The 21,818-nt window shown below is 73.4% G+C and carries 17 protein-coding genes; 8 read left to right on the top strand and 9 right to left on the bottom strand.

The genetic code is table 11. From position 1 onward, the window contains the following. Positions 1-242: 242 nt before the first annotated feature. Positions 243-464 carry a hypothetical protein gene (locus WME85_RS36610; protein ID WP_437827717.1) on the bottom strand — a complete coding sequence of 74 codons (222 nt, stop codon included), beginning with the start codon at positions 462-464 and terminating at the stop codon, positions 243-245. Between the two features lie 624 nt (positions 465-1,088). Between WME85_RS36610 and WME85_RS36605 the strand changes: the two genes are divergently transcribed. The 4 genes from WME85_RS36605 (at position 1,089) to WME85_RS36590 (ending at position 7,438) form a co-directional block, all read left to right on the top strand. After that, a complete protein-coding gene (locus WME85_RS36605) occupies positions 1,089-2,156 on the top strand; it encodes a DUF72 domain-containing protein (protein WP_437827716.1) in 1,068 nt (355 codons plus the stop codon). A gap of 238 nt (positions 2,157-2,394) precedes the next feature. Then, positions 2,395-5,706 (top strand): hypothetical protein, encoded by a 3,312-nt coding sequence (locus WME85_RS36600; protein WP_437827715.1) that lies wholly within the window; start codon positions 2,395-2,397, stop codon positions 5,704-5,706. A 68-nt stretch (positions 5,707-5,774) separates the two neighbouring features. Further along, positions 5,775-6,878 carry a deoxyhypusine synthase family protein gene (locus WME85_RS36595; RefSeq protein WP_437303689.1) on the top strand — a complete coding sequence of 368 codons (1,104 nt, stop codon included), beginning with the start codon at positions 5,775-5,777 and terminating at the stop codon, positions 6,876-6,878. Positions 6,879-6,901: 23 nt separating this feature from the next. Next, positions 6,902-7,438: a hypothetical protein gene (locus WME85_RS36590; RefSeq protein WP_437827714.1), complete on the top strand. Its 537-nt coding sequence runs from the start codon at positions 6,902-6,904 to the stop codon at positions 7,436-7,438. A 17-nt stretch (positions 7,439-7,455) separates the two neighbouring features. Here the strand turns inward: WME85_RS36590 and WME85_RS36585 are convergent, their stop codons facing one another. The 4 genes from WME85_RS36585 to WME85_RS36570 form a co-directional block, all read right to left on the bottom strand. Then, a complete protein-coding gene (locus WME85_RS36585) occupies positions 7,456-8,628 on the bottom strand; it encodes a homogentisate 1,2-dioxygenase (protein WP_437827713.1) in 1,173 nt (390 codons plus the stop codon). After that, positions 8,628-9,779 carry a 4-hydroxyphenylpyruvate dioxygenase family protein gene (locus tag WME85_RS36580; RefSeq protein ID WP_437827712.1) on the bottom strand — a complete coding sequence of 384 codons (1,152 nt, stop codon included), beginning with the start codon at positions 9,777-9,779 and terminating at the stop codon, positions 8,628-8,630. The genes WME85_RS36585 and WME85_RS36580 overlap by 1 nt, the downstream gene beginning before the upstream one ends. Positions 9,780-9,841: 62 nt before the next feature. Further along, positions 9,842-10,516 (bottom strand): maleylacetoacetate isomerase, encoded by a 675-nt coding sequence (gene maiA, locus WME85_RS36575; protein WP_437827711.1) that lies wholly within the window; start codon positions 10,514-10,516, stop codon positions 9,842-9,844. Further along, positions 10,513-11,490, bottom strand: a complete 978-nt coding sequence (locus WME85_RS36570) for a fumarylacetoacetate hydrolase family protein (protein WP_437827710.1) — start codon at positions 11,488-11,490, stop codon at positions 10,513-10,515. Before WME85_RS36570 ends, maiA begins: the two co-directional genes overlap by 4 nt. A gap of 140 nt (positions 11,491-11,630) precedes the next feature. Here WME85_RS36570 and WME85_RS36565 point away from each other — a divergent pair, with 140 nt between their 5' ends. Beyond that, entirely contained in the window at positions 11,631-14,075 is a 2,445-nt protein-coding gene (locus tag WME85_RS36565) for a substrate-binding domain-containing protein (RefSeq protein WP_437827709.1), read from the top strand. Between the two features lie 177 nt (positions 14,076-14,252). Next, positions 14,253-16,685 carry a substrate-binding domain-containing protein gene (locus tag WME85_RS36560; protein WP_437827708.1) on the top strand — a complete coding sequence of 811 codons (2,433 nt, stop codon included), beginning with the start codon at positions 14,253-14,255 and terminating at the stop codon, positions 16,683-16,685. A gap of 43 nt (positions 16,686-16,728) precedes the next feature. Here the strand turns inward: WME85_RS36560 and WME85_RS36555 are convergent, their stop codons facing one another. The 3 genes from WME85_RS36555 to WME85_RS36545 all read right to left on the bottom strand — a co-directional run bounded on the left by WME85_RS36555 (position 16,729) and on the right by WME85_RS36545 (position 18,962). Next, positions 16,729-17,082: a DUF1801 domain-containing protein gene (locus tag WME85_RS36555; protein ID WP_437827707.1), complete on the bottom strand. Its 354-nt coding sequence runs from the start codon at positions 17,080-17,082 to the stop codon at positions 16,729-16,731. A gap of 282 nt (positions 17,083-17,364) precedes the next feature. Continuing rightward, a complete protein-coding gene (locus WME85_RS36550) occupies positions 17,365-18,771 on the bottom strand; it encodes an NAD-dependent succinate-semialdehyde dehydrogenase (RefSeq protein ID WP_437827706.1) in 1,407 nt (468 codons plus the stop codon). Next, positions 18,768-18,962: a hypothetical protein gene (locus WME85_RS36545; RefSeq protein ID WP_437827705.1), complete on the bottom strand. Its 195-nt coding sequence runs from the start codon at positions 18,960-18,962 to the stop codon at positions 18,768-18,770. The genes WME85_RS36550 and WME85_RS36545 overlap by 4 nt, the downstream gene beginning before the upstream one ends. Before the next feature lie 29 nt (positions 18,963-18,991). Between WME85_RS36545 and WME85_RS36540 the strand changes: the two genes are divergently transcribed. Beyond that, positions 18,992-19,981, top strand: coding sequence for a hypothetical protein (locus WME85_RS36540; RefSeq protein ID WP_437827704.1), 990 nt, complete (start codon positions 18,992-18,994; stop codon positions 19,979-19,981). Beyond that, entirely contained in the window at positions 19,978-20,724 is a 747-nt protein-coding gene (locus tag WME85_RS36535; protein ID WP_437827703.1) for a metallophosphoesterase family protein, read from the top strand. Before WME85_RS36540 ends, WME85_RS36535 begins: the two co-directional genes overlap by 4 nt. Before the next feature lie 182 nt (positions 20,725-20,906). Here the strand turns inward: WME85_RS36535 and WME85_RS36530 are convergent, their stop codons facing one another. Further along, the gene (locus tag WME85_RS36530) at positions 20,907-21,728 is read right to left on the bottom strand and encodes an alpha/beta hydrolase (RefSeq protein WP_437827702.1); all 822 of its coding nucleotides are present in this window, start codon (positions 21,726-21,728) and stop codon (positions 20,907-20,909) included. Positions 21,729-21,818 lie beyond the last annotated feature (90 nt).

Here is a 21,818-nt window from a genome sequence, read left to right as displayed (position 1 = left end):
GGCGTCGATCCGTGACGAGCGGGTGTAACGGAAGAGCGCCTGCGTCGGTATGACATCAGCCGGGGACAGCCAATCACAGGCGGTCGCGCCGCATGGCCGGCGGTCGCGAGCGCGGCTGTGCGGAGGCGCGCTTCCTGAGGAGAGGAGCGCACGAGCGCGAGGGGCGATCTGCGCCCTCCAGCGCCGAGCGCGCGTTGCAGCGAGGCCGGCGCTGCCGCGCTTTCTCTCCGCTCCCGCGCGGCTCAGTCGTCGTCGGCCAGGACGATCCCCTCCAGCTCGATGAGGTTCGTCCTCGCGGCCCGCAGCTTGGTGAACGCCTCCTGGACGACCTCGCTGACCGCCATCTTGTCCGCGCGCGGCGCGACCTGTATCGCCCCGAGCGCCTGCTCGAGGTTGCTCTCCGCATCGGCGATCTCCTGCTTCGCCGCCGCGACCTTCTCCAAGAGAGTCTTCTTCTTCTGCATCGACCTGTGCCCTTTCGACGTGCTGCGCGCTTCCGCTTCGACGAGCACCGCGCCTCGAGGCGCGGCGAGGTGGGGCGGCACGGAATGCCCTTCGATCCGGGCAGCGAGGCAGCATAGGCCAAGTCCCGGCCGAGGGGGGACCGAAGCGCGCACGCCAGGCGCCGGCAGGCGCGGAGCGCCGCCCACGACCGCCCCCGGCGTGGCGACCTGAGCCGGCCGCCGGCTCCGGCGCGCCGCCAGCGGCAACCGCGGGACGCGCCGCCGCAGCGACCGCGGCACGGCGCGGGGGCGCTCCGGCTCGACGGCGGCCGTGCCCCCGCGCGGGCGGTTTGTCTGCCAGGCGCGCGGCGCGCTCCATCGCTGCCCCGCTGCGAATGCGAGCCAAACGCGAGCCAGAGACAGGGGCCCAGCGACCGCCCGTGTCGCCCGGAGCGACCCCGGAGCATGTGAGAAATATCCGATGTTCAACGGAATGTGTCGCGCGCGGCGAGCGAGCGTGAGCGGTCGCGCGTGGGGGACGCGTGGGGGAATAGAGCGGCGCTGCACGAGATGTGTTGATGATCTGACGCAGCATGTCTGGACAGCGCTTCCGTCGCCGGAGAACGGCCTTATGGTGCTCTCGATATGCACGAAGCAGCCCTGCGCGACCCGCCGCGGTCGCCCTCGGAGGAGACTCCACACAAGCACGAGGAGCGGCTCGCGCGCGCCACCGCGCTCGCGGCGTGCGCGCCTGTGCCCGCCCGCCTCGACAATGTCCTCGCCGGGACCGCCGGGTGGACCGATCCCACCCTGGTGAAGAGCCAGCGCTTCTACCCGAAGGGCGCGTCGAGCCCGGAGCAGCGGCTCAGGTTCTATGCGTCCCAGTTCCCGGTGGTCGAGGTGAACTCGAGCTATTACGCGCTCCCCGGCCCGGCGATGGTGGAGCAGTGGGTCAGGCGGACGGCGCCTGACTTCGTGTTCAACATGAAGGCGTTCGCGCCGCTCACCCAGCATCCGGTGGAGCCCGCCCGCCTCCCCACGGACCTCCAGCGCGCCCTGCCGGCGGCGCTCCTCGATCGGCGGCGTCTCTACCCGGGCGACCTGCCGGCCGAGGCCAGAGACGTGCTCTGGGAGCGCTTCCGGCAGGCGGTCGAGCCGCTGCGCGCGGCGCGCAAGCTCGGGTACGTGCTCTTCCAGTTCCCTCCGTGGTTCACGGCGACGCGCGGGAACGTCAGGGTCATCGAGGAGTGCCGCGAGCGCATGGAGGGGGTGCCGCTCGCCGTCGAGCTCCGTCACGGCTCGTGGGGCGAGCCCGACCGGATCGAGCGCGTCGCGGACTTCCTGCGAGACATCGGCGCCTCCTACGTCATCGTCGACGAGCCGCAGGGCAAGGAGAACAGCATGCCTCCCACCGCGCTCGTCGCGGATCCGCGCCTCGCGGTCGTGCGCTTCCACGGCCGGCGCGCGGAGACCTGGGACGCCTCTGTCAGCGTCAACGAGAAGTTCAGGTACGTTTACGATCCCGCGGAGCTCGACCCGTGGGCGGAGACCGTCGAGCGGCTCTCCGGCGAGGCCGAGAGGGTCCACACGATCTTCAACAACTGCGTGTCCAACTACGCCGTGCTCGGGGCCAAGGGGCTCGTGACGCTCCTCGCCCGCCGCCGGGCCGCCGATCTGGAGTGCGAGGATCCGCCGGCCTCGGCCGTTCACTGAGCCAAGGCCTCGCCCCGATGCGTCCGTGGACGCCCTCATTCCGGCGAATCCGGAGTGATTGCAGGGGTGGTCGGAAATCGCCATCAGACCGCGAGATAAGGCAGGTACAGCGATGACCTCTCCGATCTTCAGGGGAGCTCTGTCTCCGGACAGACGGCAGAGCCGCGTTGGCGGGCGTCGGCGCTCGCGCGCCGCCCGCCAACGCGGCGGGCCCTGATCCGCGGTAGGCTCCGTCGCGATGACGCAGTCCCGAGCGGCGGGCGCTCCCCGCCTCGCAGCGCCGTCGCGCCGGCCCGCGGCGGCTCCCCGCCGGCGTGGATCGCAGCAGCGCGCCGCCGTGCTCCTGGCAGCGCTCGCGCTCGCCCGCTGCGGCGGCGCGCCGCCCCGATCCGCGCCGGCGGAGGGCCGCGCGCCCGCCGGCGCGCCCTCACCGCCTTCGCCTGAGCCCCTGCGCGCCCGCTGGGTCGACGCGAGCGGCGTGACAGCGATCGGCCCCCGCGTCCCCGGCGGCACGATCGCGCTGCTCGGCGGGAGGCGCGTCCTCGTCGCGAGCGACGGCGCCGTGCGGCCCGAGACGGCGCCCTGCCCCGAGCCGCTGCTCGAGCTCGCCCTCGTGCCGTCCGCCGCCGGCGCGAGGCTCGTCGGGCGCGGGGTCCACGGCGTGTACCGGTTCGATGATCCGCTCGGCGCGCCGGCGCTCCTCGCCCGGTCCGAGACCGAGCTCCTGCGCATCGGCGGCGGGCCTGCGGTCGTCGCGGTCTGGGACGCCGCCTCCGACCTCCCGGCCTTCCTCGACGTCGAGACGGGCCTGCCGCGCGCGCTGCCGGGCTTGCCCGCCCTGCCGCTGCGCGCGATCGCGTTCCGGGACCTCCAGCAGGGGGCCGGGCTCTTCGAGGCGGCAGGGCTCGCGGTCACGGTCGACGGCGGCGCGTCGTGGCGCCCGGTCGCCCCGCCGCCGGGCGCCGACGGCCAGCAGGCCGACCCCGCCGCCCTGCTCGGCCTCTCCGGCCTGCGCCTGCGCGGCGACGACCTGCTCGCCTCCGCGCCGGGCGCGGCGCTGCCGGACGGGCAGCGCGAGGCGCTCATCCGCGTCGCCGAGGCGCGGCTCGCGCCCCTGCCGCCGGCGCCGGCCGCGCCGCCCACACCCGCTGAGCGCGCGCCGGGCGCGGGCGCGCCGCTGCTCACGTGGATTGACGCGACCGGGCGGCACCCGCTGGAGGCGGCGATCGCGAGCGGCGCGCGCTCAGCAGGCGTGGCCGGCGCCGCGATCGCGGCGAGCCACGGCCTCCTCGCCCGCGTGGACCTCGGCTCCGGCGCGCTCCTGGAGCTCGCCCGCTTCGGCCACGGCAGCTGGGTGAGCGCCTGCGGCGCCGGCCGCGCCGGGCGCTCGGCGTGGGTGGCGTGCGCGCTCGGCGAGGAGGCGCCGGCGCGGCGCGACGTCCACGACCCGTTCGGCGTGCTCCAGATCCCGCTCGACGGCGGCCGCCTCGGCGAGGAGGCGCCGGTCGTCGTGCGGAGCGGCGAGGCGGAGCTCCGCGTGTCGCCGAGCGGCGGCGCCATGCTGCTCGCGCCGTGCGACGCGGACGAGGAGGGCAGCGCGTGCGTGCGCCAGCCGAGCGGGCGGTGGATCACCGTCCGCCCGGGCACCGACATCCACTGGCGCGGCGCCGGCCCGCTCGCCGATGGCCGCATCGCGATCGTGCGCGGCCTGTGGGACAGCGACGTCGCGCCGCGCGAGGAGCCCGCGCCGCGCGGCGGTGGCGCCGCCGGCGACGACGGCGACGCGTCCGGCGCCCACGTGGCGGTGATCGACGCCCGCGGCAGGGAGCAGCCTCTGGTCCCGCTCGGCTGGCTCCGCGAGGCAGGCGGCGACGTCCACGTGATCAGCCCCATCGAGGAGGGGCCCGACGGCGCGCTGTCGTTCGTGGTGGCCGACGAGGCCGGCGAGCTCACCGCCGTCGTCGCGCCCCCCGGCGGGCAGGCGTCGCGGGCTCACCTGGCCGGCGCCGCGCACGCCCTGATCCACGCCGGCCACGGCGTCGCGGTCGGGGACGGGCAGGTGCTCGCGTCGGCCGACGCCGGCCGCTCCTGGGCGCCGGTCGAGGTCCCGGCCCGCGCCGCGGACGCGATCGCCGGGCTCGTCGACCAGCTCGCCGAGCCCGGGGTGCTGGCCGTCAACGACGTCGGCTTCAAGATCGACGCCCACCTCCGCGTCGGCTGGGGGCCGGCGTTGCCCGCGGCCTCGGGGCCCGCCGCCGGGCCGGCGCTCGGGGCCGCGCCGCTCCTGCCGGGCCGGCCGCCGCCGGCGCTCCCGGAGCGCGCGCTCGCGTGCACGGCGCAACCCGGGCCGCCGCCCGGGCCGCCGGGGTTGCCGCCGCCGGCCAGCGCGCAGGAGGCGCTCGCGCTGCTGGCGGGCGACGCGCGGTCCGGGCCGGAGGGCCAGCGCCACGTCTCGTCGGCGAGCGACCGGCGCTGGGGCATGCTCTCGACCGTCGCCGCGCTCGACGCGCGCGCGCCCGACGTCGCGCCGAGGAGCGCCGGCCAGCGCGGCGCCGACGCGGCGGCGCGCGTGACGTGGACGCTGCGCTGGCTCGACCCCACGGAGCTCGGGGCGCGGGTCCGCTCGTGGACGGGCCCCGCGCCCGAGGGCGTCGGCCGGGACGCGACCCTCGCGCGGTTCGCGGCGTCCGGCGATCGGGTCGTCTTCGCGGTGCGCGCCGCGGGCCGCGACCTGCTGGTCAGGGCGAGCGCCGGCCGCGGCGCCGAGGTCGCCGAGGTGCCGCAGGAGCTGATGCCCGAGGCGGAGATCGCCTTCAGCGAGGCGCCGGACGGGCCCATCGCGTGGCTCCGCGACGCGTCGCTCGTCGTCTGGTCCTCCGGCGAGGCCCCGCGGGCGATCGCCGCGCTGGCGGGCGGCGGCGCGCGCGCGCTCGGGCAGCCGACGAGCGCCGGCGTCCCGCTGCTGCTCGGCTTCCGCGACCTGGCGCTCGCGCGCACCGTGCCGATCCCGCCCGCGCCGGGAGCGCGCGCGCCGGGCGCCGCGCCGGGAGCCCGCGCGCAGCGCGGCGCGCGGGAGGCGCCGGTGCAGCGGATCCCGCCGGGCGCGCTCGCGACGGCGCCGCCGCTGCTGCCGCTCGACGGCTGGGAGCTCGCCCCGAATGTCCGCACCGAGCTCACCCGCCTGCCCGCGTGCGCTGCGCGCCCGCCCGGCGCGCGCTTCCTGCTGGGCCGCGCGAGCGCCTTCGCGATCGTCGACGGCCGCGGCGCGCCCGTGAGCGCGGCGGTCTATGACGTTCGTGTGTCGGGGCGTGACGGCTGCGTGGCGAAGATCGCCGCGCTGCTCGATCGCGATCGGCGCGGAGAAGCCCATCCCGGCGCGGCCCCGATCGCGTTCGTGCGCGCCGATCTCGCGGCCCGGCGGGCCGAAGGCGGCGAGCGTGGGATCGGCGAAGCCGCTGGCAGGCCCGGAGGAACGGCGCGCGATCGCGCGCGGGCAGCAGGAGGAGGAGGAGCGCGCCGACTCGCGTGCTCCCTGCCCGTCCGACCGTGAACCCGCTCCTGCGTGCGGAGCTTCGTGCTCGACGCCCCACCCCCCCCGCGGCTATATGTTCGCGCGCCATGTCCTCTCCGAAGCATCCGCGCTCCTCGCACCGCCACCTGGGCGATGGAGTCGAAGACAAGCTCGTCCCGCTCGAGGCGCTCGACCCGCTGAAGATCGGGTCGTTCGACGACCTGCTCCGCGCGATGAGCCGGACCGCGTTCAGCGGCCGCGCGCTCGGCGAGGCGTGCGACGTGCTCGAGACGATGGTGCGCGACGAGGACTGCCTCGTCGTGGCGACCTTCTCCGGCGCGATGACGGTCGCCAAGATGGGCGTCGTCATCGTCCGGATGATCGAGGCGGGCATGATCGACTGCATCATCAGCACCGGCGCGCTCATGGCGCACGGGTTGAGCGAGGCGGTCGGCCTGACCCACTACAAGGCGAACCCGACCATCTCCGACGAGACGTACTTCGACAAGGGGTACAACCGCGTCTACGACACGCTCGAGATGGAGAAGAACCTCAACGCCATCGAGGTCTTCGTCCGGCAGGAGCTCGACAAGCTGGACACCAGCTCGCCGTGGTCGAGCGAGATCATCTGCCGCCAGCTCGGCAAGGCGCTGGCCGAGATGGGCGACTCGCCCGGCGTGCTCCGGAGCGCGTACCTGCGCAACGTGCCCGTCTACGTGCCGGCCTTCACCGACAGCGAGATGGGCCTCGACGTGGCGACGTGGATGCTGCGCAAGGTGAAGGCGCAGCACGGCGACAAGCCGGGCTTCGACGTGTGGCGCGAGGCCGTGCCGCCGTCGTACAACCCGTTCCTCGACCTCCTGAGCTACGCGCGCCTGGTCCGCACGAAGAAGCGCATCGGCATCTTCACCATCGGCGGCGGCGTGCCGCGCAACTGGGCCCAGCAGGTCGCGCCGTTCTACGATATCGTCGGCGACCGCCTCGACATCGAGGTCGAGCACCCGCGGTTCCAGTACGGCGTCCGCATCTGCCCCGAGCCCGTGCACTGGGGCGGCCTCTCCGGCTGCACCTACTCCGAGGGCGTGAGCTGGGGGAAGTTCGTCCCGCCGCACGAGGGCGGCCGCTTCTCCGAGGTGTACGCCGACGCCACGGTCGCGTGGCCGCTGCTCGTGCGCGCGCTGCTCGAGCGGCTCGGCAAGATGCCCAGGTAGCGGAGCCGATCAGCGAGGTCGCCATGCCCCACCCGCCGCGCATTCTGGAGGTGCTCCTCTCCCTGGCCGTCGCCGGCGGCGCGCTCGTGTCCGCCGGCTGCCCCTCGCCGGAGGAGCGCACCTGCGACGCCCTGTGCGACTGCACCGGCTGCAGCGAGGCGAGGTACCTCGAGTGCGTGGACAAGACGGAGATCGCGCGGAAGGACGCCGAGGCGGCGAGCTGCCCGGCGGGCGCCTTCGACGAGCTCCTGACCTGCATCGGGGAAGAGGCCGAGTGCAAGGACGACAATTTCGCCTTCGACGGCTGCGAGGACCAGGAGCGGAGCCTCCGCCAGTGCCGCGTCTTCGTGCTCCGCACCCCCTGCCAGCACGCCAACGAAGTCTTCATGGCGTGCGGGCAGGGGATCGTCTTCGAGGACAACCCCGACATGTGCATCGGGCCGACCGCGTGCAACGCGGGCTGCATCCTCGACACGTCCTGCGATGGGCTGTTCGGGATCGACCCGGTGGAGTCGAGCCGCTTCAACGAGTGTACGCTCGACTGCTTGCAGATGAAGTGATCGCCTGACCGCGTCGGTCAGGCGCCGGCGATGAAGCTGTCCTGGTAGCCCGGGTCCTCCACCGCGAGCGCGGCCGGGGTGGCCGCGAGCGGGCGGGTGGTGTCGAGCATGACGGCGAGCTCGCTCGTCTCGCGGGCCCCGAGGCTCGCCTCGTACGCGCCGGGGTGCGGCCCGTGCGGGACGCCGGCCGGGTGGTGCGAGACGCTGCCGGGGCCGACGCCGCGGCGCGAGGTGAAGTTGCCGCGGCAGTAGAAGAGGAACTCGTCGCAGTCGACGGACGAGTGGGGGTAGGGGCAGGGGACCGCCTCGGGGTGGAAGTCGACCGGGCGCGGGACGAAGCTGCAGACGAGGGCGCCGCGCGCCGCGAACGTGCCGTGCCAATCCGGCGGCAGGTGGACGAGGCCGACGCGCGGCTGGAAGCTCAGGATCGGGAACGCGAACGGGTACACCGTCCCGTCCCAGCCGACGACGTCGAGCGGCGAGCGCTCGCAGGTGAAGCCGTGGAAGGCGCCGCCGCGCTTCACGACGAGCGCGCGGATGCCCTCGTCGAGCGGGCCGACGAACGTGGGCCGCCGGAAGTCGCGGTGGGAGTACGGCGCGTCCATCCGCAGCTGGCCGACCTCGTTGCGCCACTGGCGCGGGAGGTGGAGGTCCGCGGCCTCGATCGAGAGCCACCGCTGGGGCGCCGGGTCGGGGATGAACCGGTAGAAGAGCCCCTTCGGGACGACGACGTAGTCGTCCTGCTCGAAGCGGAGATCGCCGAGCATCGTGCGCAGGACACCGCCGCCCTGGAAGACGAAGAACAGCTCGTCGGCGTCCGCGTTCGCGAAGTACACCGGATCGGCGGCGTCCGGCTGGGCGACGCCGATCACCACGTCGTCGTTGAAGAGCAGCGGCACGCGGCAGTCGATCGCGGGCGCGGGCGCGGGCCCACCCCGCGGCGGCAGGTCCTGCGACCGGTAGTGCCGCTTCGCGAGCGGGCGCGGCGGCGCGGCGACCGGCAGCGCGAAGCCGTGCTCGGCCCGCGCGACCCGGTGCTCGTGCGGCCGGCGCTCGTGGTAGGCGATCGTGTAGGGGCCGTCGAAGCCCTGGCGCGTCAGGCACTCCTCGTAGCGGAGCTCCCCCGCCTCGCCGCGCAGGGCGATGTGGTGCTTGCGCGGGACGGCCCCGACGACGACGCGATCGAGCATCAGCCGTGCCCCTCGGCCTTCTGCTGCCGCTCGATGCTCTCGAACAGCGCCCGGAAGTTGCCGGCGCCGAAGCCGCGGTCCCCCTTGCGCTGGATGAGCTCGAAGAAGAACGGCCCTGCGTCGGGATCGCGGTGCGTGCCGGCCGACTCCTTGAGGAAGATCTGGAGGAGGTAGGACCGCGCGCCGTCGCCGTCGACGAGCACCTCGAGGTCCCGCAGCGTGGCCACGTCCTCGTCGAGCTCGCCGATGCCGAGCTGGCGTACGCGCTCCGGCAGCATGTCGTAGTAGGCGCCCGGGGTCGGCATGAACTCCACGCCGCGCTCGCGCAGGCCGCGCACGGCCGTGAGGATGTCCTGCACGGCGAGCGCCACGTGCTGCACCCCGTCGCCGCGGTGCTCCTCGTTGAAGACGTTGATCTGAGAGCTCTTGAAGTGCGGCCGATAAGGCTCGTTGTTCGCGAACTTCACGCCCGAGCCCGGGTCCCACATCACGGCCGAGCGCAGGCCCGAGCCGTGGCCGGCGTCCTTCGCGACGTCGTTCGTGTGAAACGCGATCTTCCAGAACGGCTCGAGGCCGAGCACGTGCTCCATCCAGAGCAGGGCGGGCGCCATGGTCTGGAAGTTCGAGGTGATGTGATCGAACCGGGCGATCCCGAAGCGGTTCTGGCCGCCGCGCGGCGCGTCGTGGGCCACGCAGCCGGGGAACAGCGCGCGGTAGCCGCGCCGCTCCACGAAGCGAAAGGTGGTGTCCCCGAACGGCGTCGTGATCGAGAACGAGGCGAAGGTGCCGCCCCCGTCCGTCACCCGGTGGATCTCGTCGATCGGCGTGCCCCCGCGGCCGTCGAGCAGCCGGAAGGCGCGGTCGATGTCCTCGACCTCGAAGACCACCGTGCCCACCCCGTCGGGGTGCTTGCGCAGGTAGCGCCACGCCCGCCCGCCCTCACCGAGCGGCTGCGAGCAGACGATGGCGCACTCGCCGGCCTGGAAGACGACCGACCGCTGCGCCGCCGCCGCGGTGAGCTCCGGCGAGCTCGCGGCGGTCTCCTGGAAGTCGAGCTTCTCCGTGTAGAACCTGCGACTCCGCTCGAGGTCGCGCACGTAGTAGTGCAGCGCCTCCACCCGCTTGATGCCTATCGACTCCACCTTGGCCATCGGGTTCCTCCGTCGCGGGGCTGGCTCCCCGCGGCTTCACGCAAGTTCCACGCAAGCGCGAGCTACGCGCTGACCGGGACCGCGTCGGCCTGGCGATCGGCGTGGGCGGCCTGGAAGGCGGGCAGCGCCATGCACGCCGCCTCGATCCGCGTGAGGGCCGAGAGCGGCGCGATGTCGACCCCGTGCCGTCGCGCATTGTAAAGCTGGGGCACGAGGAACAGGTCCGCCACCGTGACCTGGTCCCCGACGCAGAACCGCCCGGAGAGCTCGCTCGCCGCCGCCTGGAAGGCGGCCAGGCCCGACGCGATGAAGCGCCGGGCGAACGCCTTCTCGTCGCCGCCGAGCTCGCCCTGCACGTACTTGAGCGTGGCCGTGTTCTGCATCGGCTGCGTGCCGGAGTTGATCATCTCGACGAGCTGCCGCGCCTTGGCGCGCAGGTAAGGATCCGCGGGCAGGAGCGGCGGCGCCGGGAACAGCTCCTCGAGCAGCTCGATGATCGCCACCGACTGGGACACGCGCCGGACGGCGCCGTCCTGCTCGAACTCGAGCGTTGGCACCTGCGCCATCGGGTTCTTGGCCCGGTAGTCGTCGCGGAGCTGCTCGCCGCCGTCCCGCACGAGGTTCACCGGGCGGTATGCGTGCTCGATCCCCTTGTAAGCGAGGGCGATGCGCACGCGCCAGCTGCACGAGCTGCGCCAGTAACCGTAGAGCGTGAGTCCCCGGATCGCGGCGCTCATCTGGCCATCACCCGCTGCGCGATGCGCCCGAAGAGGCTCTCGCCCGCGCGATTCAGCATCTCGATCATGATCGTGTCTCCTGGTTTCATGAAAGGCGTCCTGGCCGCGCCGTGCGCGAGGACCTCGAGCATGCGCTTCTCGGCCAGGCACGACACGCCGCGCGCCGGGTCCTGGTTGGAGACGGTGCCGCTGCCGAGGAGGGTCCCGGCCGTGAAGCTGCGGGTCCTCGCGATGTGCGCGATGAGGTCGAAGAACGAGAAGTGCATCTCCGGGCCGGCCTCCGGATCGCCGATGAGCTCGCTATTGTAGGTCGAGCGGAGCCGCAGGTGGACGCGCCCGTCGCGGAACGCGTCGCCGAGCTCGTCCGGCGTGATCGCGAAAGGCGAGAACGCCGTGGCAGGCTTCGAGCAGAAGAACCCGAAGCCCTTCGCGAGCTCGGCGGGCACGAGGTTGCGCAGCGTCACGTCGTTGGCCAGCAGGAACAGGCGGATGTACCGGTGGGCTTCGTCGCGGCGCGCGCCCTGCGGCGTGTCGCCGAGGACGGCGCAGACCTCGGCCTCGAAATCGAGGCCCCAGGTCTCATCGTCCAGGACGATGTCGTCGGTCGGGCCGAGGAGGACGCCGGAGCCGCCCTGATACACCAGCGGATCGGTCGCGAGCGTCTCGGGCGGCTCCGCGCCGCGCGCCTTGCGCACGAGCACGATGTGATGGATGTACGCGGAGCCGTCGATCCACTCGTACGCGCGGGGCAGGGGCGCGGCGAGCTCTTCCACGGCGAGCGGCGCCACCGCCGCGCCGCCGCGCTCGATGTCGTCGGCGATGCGGCGCAGCGCCGGCTCGGCGCGCCCCCAGTCGTCGAGCGCGGCCTGGAGCGTGGGGAACGCCGCCCCGGCGGGCGCGTAGGCGAGTCCGTCCCGGCGGACGACGATGAGCGTGCCGTCGCGGCCGGGGCCGCGGAGGGAGGCGAGCTTCATGCGGGTGCGAGCTCCTCGTGGGCGTTACGGTGGTCTCATCGCCTGCGCTTGACAAGCACGAGGCCACTCACGCCTGCTAGCGTCGGTGCATTCTCGCACCGTGCACGACGATCGACCGGTGACCGGCTGAACGGATCTGTATGAATACCGGACTCGATATCTTCTCCACGCTCCACCAGCTGGTGCAGCGCGCCATGGCCAGCCTCCCCGGCGCGCAGCGCGGCAGCCTGCTGGTGCGCGCCGGACGGCGGCTCGTGTACAGGGCGACCGTCGGGCTCGACGACATCCTGCCGGGCGGGGCGCGCATGCCTTCGGACGGCGGGCGCTTGAGCGCGTCGGCGCCGTTCGGCCCGGCCGCGGCGCCCGAGGCGGCGCGCGGCCCGTGCCTCGTCCCCGCGGCCGCGTGGTACCGGGCGCACCTGCCCGAGCTCGCGGAGCGGCCCGGCTGGCCTCCCGAGGGCGCCACCATGCTCGTCGTGCCGGTGCCCATGTTCGGCGCGCCGGGCGCCTACCTCGCCCTCGAGCAGCCGGACGCCACGCCGCTCCCGGGCGCCTCTCGCGCGCTCCTGGATTCCGTCGTGGAGCGCGTCGGCGCCGCGCTCGCGCGGCGTGGCCTGTTCGACGAGAAGGCGCAGGTGGCGCAGGAGATCCGCCTGCTCGAGGAGGTGCTGAGCGCCGTCGCCGAGTCGGTCGACGTCGTCGGGCTCATCGAGACGCTCGCGGACGGGATCAGGAGCGCGCAGACGGGCCCGCAGTGGGCCGCCATCGACCTGGCCCTCCTCGACGACGCGCGGGGCGGGCCGCGCGCGCCGGACGCGGCGCGGCCTGTTCGGCGGCGGACGGCGCGGATCCACCGGGCGCCCCGCCGGCCCCTGACGTCGTACTGGAACAACGTGCACGAGGGCGCGATGCTCGCGGGGCGCGACCTCAGGGCCGAGGTGCAGTTCGCGCTCGGGCGGGGCGAGGGCCCCATGTCCCAGGACAGGCTCATCGAGGAAGGGATCCGCCGGGGCGTCCGGGGGATCGCCGTCGCGCCCATCGACTCGGCCGCGCTCGAGCCGAGCATCCGCCGCGCCGCGGAGGCGGGGATCCCGGTCGTCACGATCGACGCGCCGCCCGTGGAAGGCACGCGCGCGGCGCTCTACATCGGCACGGACAACCGGGCCGCCGGGCGGCTCGCGGGAGAGCTGATGCTGCGGCTCCTGCCGCAGGGCGGCGCGGTCGCCGCCCAGTGCGTCTCCACGACGGTGCGCAACGTCCACGAGCGCCTCGAGGGGTTCCGGGAGGCGGTGGCCGGCACATCGGTCCGCCTGGAGCCCCCCTCGGAGAGCCACTTCGAGCAGGCGCGCGCGCTCGATCTCGCCAGGGTCTCGCTGGAGTCGCGGCCCGACATCGGCGGCGCCTTCGGGGTCTGCAGCGAGAATGGCCCGAGCTTCGGCGTCGCGTCGATGGAGCTCGGCAGGGGCGGCGCCCTCAAGATCGTCGCCTTCGATCTCATCACGTCGACGCTCGCGATGCTCCGCGACGGCGTGATCCACGCCGCCATCGTCCAGCGCGAGCACGACATGGCGTACCGCGCCGTGCAGGTCCTCCACGACATCGCGACGCGCGGCGCGGAGGCGGCCCTCGCGGAGCTGCCGGCGTCGCGCGTCATCGACACGGGCGTCGACGTGGTGACCGTCGAGCGCACGCCCTGGTCGATCTCGGTGGCCGACCACCTCGCCCAGAGCTCCGCCCACCGGTTCGGGGACCGCAGGCTCGGCGAGGCCCACGAGCGCCCGCTCGAGCTCCTCGTGATCGGGATCGCCGAGAGAGCGCGCCCCAGCGACGACGAGGAGCTGCCCGTCGAGGAGGCGTCCGTGGTGGGCCGGGTGATCCGCTCGTCCAGCTCGCTCGTCATCGACATCGACGCCGGATCGAGCGAGCACCAGCGCTTCCCCGAGGTCGCCGAGGCCCGCAGGAAGGGCGCGCGCACGCTGGTGGGCGTGCCGCTGATCTCCGGGGACGCGGTCGTCGGGGTCCTCCTCCTGAGCAGCGCGCGGGCCGACGCCTGCTCGGCGAGCGACCTGGCGCTGCTGGAGCGCGTGGCCGGCGTGGCCGCCATCGTGCTCGAGAACGCACGGCTGCTCTCGCGGCTCAAGGAGCGCACGCGGGAGCTCGAGGCGCTGAGCCGCCGCCAGGAGGCGCTCTTCGACACGATCGCCGAGCTGTCGAGCCCGGTGGTGCCCATCGCGAGCGGCGTCCTGGTGATGCCGATCGTCGGCGCGCTGGACGCGCAGCGCTCCGGCCGCTTCATCGAGTCGATGCTGCGGGAGATCGCCGAGCAGAAGGCGCGCGTCGTGATCATCGACGTCACCGGGATGGCGGCCGTCGACGCCAGCGCGGCGAGCCACCTCGCGCAGGCCGCGCGCGCCGCCGCGCTGCTCGGGAGCGAGGTGGTGCTCGTCGGGATCGCGCCCGAGGCGGCGCGGCTGATGGTCGACCAGGGGCTCGACCTGGGCGACATCGTCACCCGCTCCACGCTGGAGCTCGGGTTCTCCTACGCGCTCCGCAAGACGGGCGGCCGGGTCGTCTATCGCACCTGAAGCCACCGGCGCGCCTCGCTCGCCACCTCCGGCGCAACGGAACCGCAACCTACGCAACCTACGCAACAGACACCGTCACGACGGTAGTTTGATGGCATCCCTTGACAGCGGAACCGCAGTCACGCCTGCTAGCTGCTGGCGCTACGGTCCTCGAAACGGCCGGCTGAGCGGAGCTGCATGGATTCCGGACTGGATGTCGTCGCGACACTTCATCATCTCGTCGAGGGGGCCGTCGCCCTCCTGCCCGGCGCGAGGCGCGGCAGCCTGCTCACGCGCGCGGGGCAGCGCCTCGTCTACGGCGCCGCGGTAGGGTTCGACGGCGTCCTTCCGGCCGGGGCGCGCGCGCTCCACGATGCGGGGGCGCTCAGCGCCTCGGACCCGATCGGGCCGGCCGCGGCGCCCGAGGCGGCGCGGGGCCCGTGCGTCGTCCCCGCGGCCGCGTGGTACCGAGCGCACCTGCCCGCCGTCGGCGGGGCGCCCGGCTGGTTGCCCGAGGGCGCCTCCATGTACATCGCGCCCGTGCACCTCTACGGCGCGCCGAGCGCCTACCTCGCGCTGGAGCAGCCGGCCCACGCCGCGCCGCTCTCGGACGAGCGCCGCGCGCTCCTCGACCGCCTCGTCGAGCGCGCGGGCTTCGTGCTCGAGCGTCACGGCCTGTTCGATGAGAAGGCGCAGACCGCGCGGGAGCTGCGGTTGCTGGAGGACGTGCTCGGCGCCGTCGCCGAGGCGGTGGATCCGATCGCCCTCATCAGGACGGTCGGCGACGGCATCCGCAGCGTGCAGCTCGGCCCGCAGTGGACCAGGATCGATCTGGTCATCCAGGAGGACCCGGGCCACGGGGCGCGCGCGGCGGACGCGGACCTCACGCTCCGCGTGTACGAGGCGCCGCGCCGGCCCATGACCGGGTACTGGAACAATGTGCGCGACGGCGTGCTGGCGGCCGGGCGCGATCTCGGCGTCCACGTGGAGTTCAAGACCGGCAGGACCAGCGGCCCCGCCGCCCAGGCGTCGCTCATCGAGGAGGCGGTGCGGGAGGGGGTGAAGGCGATCGCCGTCGCGCCCATCGACGCGGAAGCGCTCGAGCCGGCCATCCAGCGCGCGGCGGCGGCGGGGATCCCGGTCGTCGCGATCGACTCGCCGCCCGCGAAGGGGAGCCGGGCGATGCTCTACATCGGGACCGACAACGCCGCGGCGGGCAGCATCGCGGGCGAGATGATGGCGTGCCTGCTGCCGCAGGGCGGCCGGGTCGCCACCCAGACCTCTTCCATGGCGGCGCTCAACAGCCGCCTGCGCCTCGAGGGCTTCCACGCTGGCGTCGCCGGCGCGTCGCTCCGCGTCGACCCGCCCACCGAGGATCTGTACGACGTCGAGCGCGCCATCCGGCTCGCCGCCGCCACCCTGGAGGCGAACCCCGACATCGCCGGCGCCTTCGGGGTGTGCAGCGAGAACGGCCCGAGCTTCGGCCTCGCGGCGAAGCGGCTCGGCAGGGGCGGCGACCTCAAGGTCATCGCCTTCGATCTCGTCGCCTCCACGTACGCCATGCTCCGGGACGGCGTGATCCACGCCGCCATCGTCCAGCGCGAGCACGACATGGGGTACCAGGCCGTGCAGGTGCTCTGCGAGACGATCGCGCGAGGGGTCGAGGCGGTCCTCTCGGAGATGCCGGCGTCGCGCTGCGTCGACACCGGCGTCGACGTGGTCACCCTCGAGCGCACGGAGCGCTCGATCGCCCTCGCGGACTACCTCGCGATGAGCTCTGCGAGGAAGATCGCGAGCCGCAGTCCGGACGAGCCGTCGCCCGATCACGGGCACAGGATCCTGGTCATCGGCATGGCCGAGAACGTGCACCCGGTCCAGGAGAGGCAGATCCGGGTGGGGCGCGACTCGCTGGTCGGCTGGATCATGCGCTCGGCCTGCCCCCGCGTCGTCAACCCCGACTCGAGCGAGCGCGAGGCGTTCCGCGAGGTCGCCGACGCCCGTGAGCTCGGAACGCGCACGCTGGCGTGCGTGCCGCTGCGGTCCCGGGCCGGGGTCCTCGGGGCGCTCGTCCTGCACAGCGAGCGCGAGGACGCCTGCACCGCCGGCGACCTCGCGCTGCTCGAGCGCGTCGCCTCCGTGGCCGCCGTGGTGATCGAGAACGCGCGGCTGCTCTCGCGGATCAAGGAGCGCACGCGGGAGCTGGAGGCGCTGAGCCGCCGCCAGGAGGCGCTCCTCGACACGATCGCCGTGATGTCGAGCCCGGTGGTGCCGATCGCGCCCGGCGTCCTGGTGATGCCGATCGTCGGCGCGCTGGACGCGCAGCGCTCCGGCCGCTTCATCGAGGCGCTGTTGAAGGAGATCTCCGAGCACCAGGCGCGCGTCGTGATCGTCGACGTCACCGGCATGGCGGTCATCGACGCGAGCGCGGCGAGCCACCTCGCGCAGGCGGCGCGCGCCGCCGGGCTGCTCGGGTCCGAGGTGGTGCTCGTCGGGATCGCGCCCGAGGCGGCGCGGCTGATGGTCGAGCAAGGGCTCGAGCTCGGCAGCATCGTCACCCGCTCCACGCTGGAGCTCGGGTTCTCGTACGCGCTCGGCAAGACGGGCGGGCGGGTCGTGTACCAGCGCGGCTGACCCCCGGGCGGCGGCGCCCGTACACGACCGCCCCACGCCGCGATCAGCGATCGCGGTGGAGCTCGATGGCGGCCGCGACGAGAGCGGCGATCTTCGGGACGTCCACGTCCCTGGCCGAGCGGATATGGACGTTCCTGGCCTGCTTGGCGCTGCCGGTGAGCAGGCCTTTCGGGTCGGGCGGCTCGGCGCCCTGCTCGAAGCCGATGGTCACGCCGAAGCGCTGGGGAGCCAGCCAGCAGACCTGGTGTTTTTGCCCGTCGCCCATCCGGAAGCTGATGATCCGCCAGCCCGGATAGACGTGCTCGTGCACGTCGGGGATGATGCGGAGGAGCAGCTTGCGCACGCGCAACGCCAGCTGCTGCGCTGCGGGAGGATACTCGCTCAGCAGAGCGGCCACGGCCGGATCGTCCGACACAATCGATGACGGTAGGTCGCCGTCCACGAGGACGCAACCAGCTGCGCATCGCAATGCGACGTTCTGGTTCGGGCGCTTTCACTTCGAGCAGGTCGACGCTTCAGGTCGGCGCTTCAGGTCGGCGCTTCAGGTCGGCGCTTCAGGTCGACGATGTGCGTGATGTGTACCGCTGCCCGCGCTCCGGCGAGCCGGAGCGCCACAGGCCGCCTCACCCGCGCTGGCCGCGCGCTGCGCCAGGAAAGGCGCCCGGCGATGGCGGACGGGTCACTCCGTCGCGGGCAGGCCCCTCGGCCGTTCGTCCTTGGCGATCCAGACGGTCTTGATGTTCACGAACTCGCGCAGGCCGTACGACGAGAGCTCGCGGCCGTAGCCGGACATCTTGACCCCGCCGAACGGCAGCCGCGGATCGGAGACGACCATCCCGTTGACGAACACCTGGCCGGCGTCGATCTCGTCGATGAGGCGCTCGCGCTCCTTCGCGTCGCGCGTCCAGACGCTCGCCCCGAGGCCGAAGCGGGTGGAGTTCGCCATGTGGATGGCCTCGTCGATGTCGGTGACGCGCAAGACCGCGGCGACCGGGCCGAAGAGCTCGTCGTCGGCCGCGGGGGAGGGGCTCCGCACGTCGGTGAGCACGGTCGGCGGGAAGTAGTTGCCCGGCCCCTTCAGCCGCTTGCCTCCGGTCAGGAGGAGCGCGCCCGCGGCCACCGACGCGCGCACCTGCTCCTCGAGCTCCGCGGCGATCTGCGGCGTGGCGAGCGGCCCGACGTCGACCGACGGGTCCATGGGATCGCCGATACGGAGCCGGCGCATGGCGGCGACGAAGCGCTGCTCGAACTCCGGCACGATCGACTCGTGCACGATGAAGCGCTTCGCCGCGATGCAGGACTGGCCGTTGTTGATGATGCGCGCCTTGATCGCGGTCCCCACGGCCGCGTTGAGGTCGGCGCTCGGAAGGACGATGAACGGATCGCTGCCGCCGAGCTCCAGGACCACCTTCTTGAGGTGCTTGCCCGCGTGGGCGCCGACGCTGCGCCCCGCGTTCTCGCTGCCCGTGAGCGTCGCGGCCGCGATGCGCGGGTCGGCGAGCAGGCGCGGAACGACGTCGGTACCGACCAGCAGCGCCTGGAAGACGCCCTCCGGGAAGCCGGCCCGGCGGAGGATGTCCTCGATCGCGAGCGCGCAGCGGGGGACGTTCGAGGCGTGCTTGAGCAGGCCGACGTTCCCGGCGAGGAGCGCCGGGGCGGCGAAGCGGAAGACCTGCCAGAACGGGAAGTTCCACGGCATGATCGCGAGCACCGGGCCGAGAGGCTGGAACGCCACGTAGCTCCTGTCGGCGTCGGTCGCGACCTCCTCGGGGGCGAGCAGGCGCTCGGCGTTGTCGGCGTAGTAGCGGCACGCGGTCGCGCTCTTCTGGGCCTCGGCGATGGCGGAGCCGATGGTCTTGCCCATCTCGAGCGTCATCAGCCGCCCGAGCTGCTCCTTCTCGGCCTCCAGGATGTCGGCGGCCCGGCGGAGCTTCTCGGCCCGCTCGGTGACCTGGGTCTTCCGGAAGCTGCGGAACGCGGCGTGCGCGCGCGCCACCTTCCGCTCCAGCGCCGCCGACGAGAGGGGCTCGAAGGTCTCGAGCGTCTCTCCCGTAGCCGGATTGATCGTCGCGATGGCGGTGTTCACGGAAATGCCTCCTCTTCGAGCGCCGGGGGCCGCGCCCCGTCGCCTGCCTTCTCAGAGCGCGCCGAGCGATCCCGGCAGGCGAGCTTGGTCCAGACCCGGCTCTTCTTGCAATGGCCAGCGACGACGAGCCCGCCTATCTTCCATTTCGGCGCGCAGGTAGCGGGCGCGTGAGGGCGGAGGGGGGTCGTCATCGCACGTCCTGTTCATTACGCAGAGGGGGATGGTGCGCAGCGGATCCCCTGCCGCGGGCGACGCGGAGCGCGCGGCTTCGGCCCGGGCGGCGCGCGCCGCCGAGCGCACGGCGCTCTCGCCTCCGGTCGTCGATGATGCCGCCGGCCTGCTGTCCCGCGCGGGCGAGCTGGAGGTGAGGGTAAGGGCGATGGAGTCGCTCCTCTGCGCCGGCGTGCCGTTCATGGTGGCGGGCGCGTATGCCTTCTTTGCGTACACCGGCATCTTCCGGGACACGAAGGACCTTGACGTGATGCTGGAGGAGCGGGAGGTGCCGGCGGCGTTCAGGGCGCTCGAGCGGGCCGGCTTCGAGACGGATCTGCTCGATCCGCGGTGGATCGGGAAGGCGCACGCCGGCGAGCGCTTCATCGATCTCATCTTCTCGTCGAGCAACGGCCTGGCGGTGGTCGACGGCGGCTGGTTCGAGCACGCGCGCCCGGCCACGATCCTGGGGCACTCCTGTCTGATCGCGCCGGTCGAGGAGATCATATTCACCAAGGCGTTCGTCGACGAGCGGGAGCGGTACGACGGGGCGGACGTGAATCACCTCATCTACGCGTGCGGCGACGAGATGGACTGGGAGCGGCTCCTCGGCCGCTTCGGCCCGCACTGGGAGGTGCTGCTCGCGCACCTCACGCTGTACCGCTTCGTCTATCCCGGCGCGCGGAGCCGGGTGCCGGCGTGGCTCGTCGAGGAGCTCTGCCGTCGCACGCTGGAGCAGTCGCGGGCCGGCGACGCGCCGCTCCGGGTCTGCCGGGGGAACCTGATCAGCCGGCGGCAGTACACGCACGATTACGAGAAGCTCGGGCTCGTGGCGTCGCCCGCCGCGCCCGCGCCCGAGCCCGAGGCGGCGCGGGGGTCGCTGTGCCGGAAGCGCCGGCGGATGGCGGGGCGGCGGCGCCCCGGCGGGGTGGAGCCGGGCGGCGCGGAGCGTCCGGGGGCGGGGATCGAGGCGGCGCGGCTCCGCAAGGCGGGGTCATGAGCGCCGGCGCCGCGGGGGGCGGCGATCACGGCAAGCGCCGCGTCGCGGCGGCGTCGGACCTGCACTGCCGTCCGGAGCACGGCGGCAGGATGCGCGAGTTCGTGCGGGCGGTGAACGCGGAGGCCGAGGTGCTCGTGCTGTGCGGCGATCTCACCGATCGCGGCCACCCCGACGAGGCGAAGGTGCTGGCGGACGCGCTCTCCGGGCTGTCGGTGCCGTGCGCGGCCGTGCTCGGCAACCACGACCTCGATCGCGGCGCGGGCGCGGAGATCTCGAGGCTCCTGGGCGACGCGGGCGTCGAGGTGCTCGACGGCGATCACCTGGTCCTGCGCGACGACATCGGGGTCGCCGGCGTGAAGGGCTTCATGGGCGGGTTCGGGAGCGCGACGCTGCAGGCGTTCGGCGAGGGGCCGCTCAAGGCCTTTGTCCAGGAGGCGGTGACCGAGGCGCTGAAGCTCGAGGCGGCGCTGTCCCAGCTCGACAGCGACAAGCGGATCGTGATCATGCACTACACGCCGGTGCTCGACACGACGGTGGGCGAGAACGTGGAGATAAGGCCTTTCCTTGGGACGAGCCGGCTGGCCGCGCCGATCGACCTGTACGGCGCGGACGTCGTCTTTCACGGCCACGCGCACCACGGTGCGCTCGAGGGGCGGACGCCGAAGGGGACTCCGGTCTACAACGTGGCGATGCCGCTGCTCAGGAAGCTCACCGGGAGGTCGTTCCTCCTGGTCGAGGTGTGATGCGGAGCTCGCCCGCTTCGGATACGGGCCCATCTCGGCGTTTTCGGTGCTCAGCGCACTGGAGTGCGCCTCCGCGCCGAAAACGTCGATCTGGGCCCGTCTCCTGTGCGGGCGAGCTCCGCATCTGTACTGTTGCGAAAAGGTCGATCTGGACCCGTTTCCTGTGCGGGGCGAGCTCCGCATCAGTACTTCTGGAGGAAATCGCGTATCGCGCCAAAGTAAGCTGGCGCGAACAGGAGGATATCGTTGTGGCCGGCGCCTTCGATCACGCGCAGCTCCTTGTCCTCGTGCGGGACGGCCGCGTGGTTCTCGCGGGCCTGAGCCGGCGGGAGCAGCCTGTCGTTCGCGCCGTGCAAGGAGAGGACCGGAATCTCGACGTGCTTCAGGAGCTCGGTGTTCGAGAAGTGGCGGTGCGCCTCGTCGCGCAGGTCGCCGAGATCGACCTGGAAGAGGGCGAGTACATACCGCACGTCGCTGAACCCGCTCTCGAGGATCAGCGCGCGGTACGCGCCGCCGCGCTCCCTGGCGATGCGCGACGCGGGCGAGCTGCCGAGCGAGCGGCCGAAGAGCAGCGGCTTCGGCGGCCGGTCGAGGCCCACCTCGCGGCTCTTCTCGGCGAGCGCCCGCTCGAAGTAGGCGGCTACCTGCGCGGGGTCCTCGTGGAGCGAGCGCAGCGTCGGCTTCCCGCCGCTCCAGCCGTAGCCGCGGTAATCGACGATGAAGAGGTTGAGCCCGAGCCCGAGCCACCCTTCGGCGATGTCGTCGTAATCGGGGACGGTCTCGCCATTGCCGTGGAAGGCGAGCACGGTCGGATTCCGCGGATCGGACAGGTGCCAGCGCGCCCCGAGCGTCACCCCGGGGGCGACGGGAATATCATGATCCGTCGCGCCGGCGGGCGGGGTCGTCTTCACCTGCCTGGGATAGAAGACGCCGGCGGAGCGAGGGCTCGCGTCGAGCGCGCGAAAGAGCTCATCGAGGGAGCTACTGGTCTCGTGGGTCGGCATGGCGTGATGGCGCTCCGTGGTGCGGCAGGTGAGCGGAGGACAGCGGATGTAGCGGATGCAGAGGATAACGGCGCGGACCCCGGCCGTCGA

Source organism: Sorangium sp. So ce1153, from assembly GCF_051521595.1.
Lineage (GTDB): Bacteria > Myxococcota_A > Polyangia > Polyangiales > Polyangiaceae > Sorangium.
The sequence above is the reverse complement of the archived record's forward strand: the minus strand, read 5'-3'. Positions and strand labels throughout refer to the sequence as shown.